This window comes from Winogradskyella psychrotolerans RS-3 (assembly GCF_000427335.1).
Classification (GTDB): domain Bacteria; phylum Bacteroidota; class Bacteroidia; order Flavobacteriales; family Flavobacteriaceae; genus Winogradskyella; species Winogradskyella psychrotolerans.
The window spans coordinates 1-868 of record NZ_ATMR01000036.1; the positions used below are offsets into that span (position 1 = coordinate 1).

Here is an 868-nt window from a genome sequence, read left to right on the forward strand (position 1 = left end):
CAACATCATAAACCTTTCCATTGTCCAGCCAAATCCCACCCGCTTCTTCACCGTCTGAAATATTGCCTGGACACCAAGGACCCATTTGATGATCTGTAGCTGTGCTAGTGGTTACGATTTCATAACAATCGGTTTCAGTGCCATTTGAAAGTGTGCATGGAACAATGGAAACACTGGTGCCCTCTATGAAATGGGAAGCGTCTACATCGAACACTAAATCATCTGTGATTAGAATTTCCTGGGGCTTATTTCTGCAAGATGAAGCCATTGCAAAAGCGGCAAAGAGCAAAGCAAAAAGTTTATAATTTACCATTATAGTTTTTTTGTAGAGTTAGACGTAATTCTATTTAAAACCCCTCGATACATTTCTACTAGAATTAAAATGTATTGAAAAGTTAAACATTTTTATTTTATCTATCTAGCTAAAAGAAACTTGGCTTCCCCCAGAAATTTAAGTCAAAGAGCTGACCATTAAAAAAGCTTAGGCGCAAAAGCATGCATTGCAACAATTTCCTTGACCATTTACCTTGATATTTTTACTGAGGGTCTACGGCAAATTTTCTGCTTTGTAAATGGTGATATTTCGCTTCTCTTCAGTGCTTGTGCCATTCTGATCTTTAATGATGAGGAGGAAATCATAGCTGCCTTCTACAGCGTCTTCAGGAATGTCAAAGTGTTTGTGAACATTGGCGTTTTTGGTTCCTTTGTATTCATCCCATGCTAATTCTAAGTCCCAGTAAGCTTCATAGCTTTCTCCCTCTATTGGGATAATTTGTACTTGTACCTGCTCAATTAATTCTCCCGCCAGAATGTCTGCATTAAGGTGAAAATCTCGCCCTATTACTCCAATTTCATCATCGTTTAACCC

At 38.4% G+C, this 868-nt stretch carries 1 protein-coding gene and 1 pseudogene; both read right to left on the reverse strand.

Annotation, left to right across the window (positions count from 1 at the left end; genetic code table 11):
- Window positions 1–313 (reverse strand): annotated as a pseudogene (locus ADIWIN_RS20655) (YHYH protein); the annotation flags it as partial.
- A 234-nt stretch (window positions 314–547) separates the two neighbouring features.
- A partial coding sequence (locus ADIWIN_RS02945; protein WP_040756426.1) for a DUF4625 domain-containing protein occupies window positions 548–868 on the reverse strand: 321 nt, incomplete at its 5' end.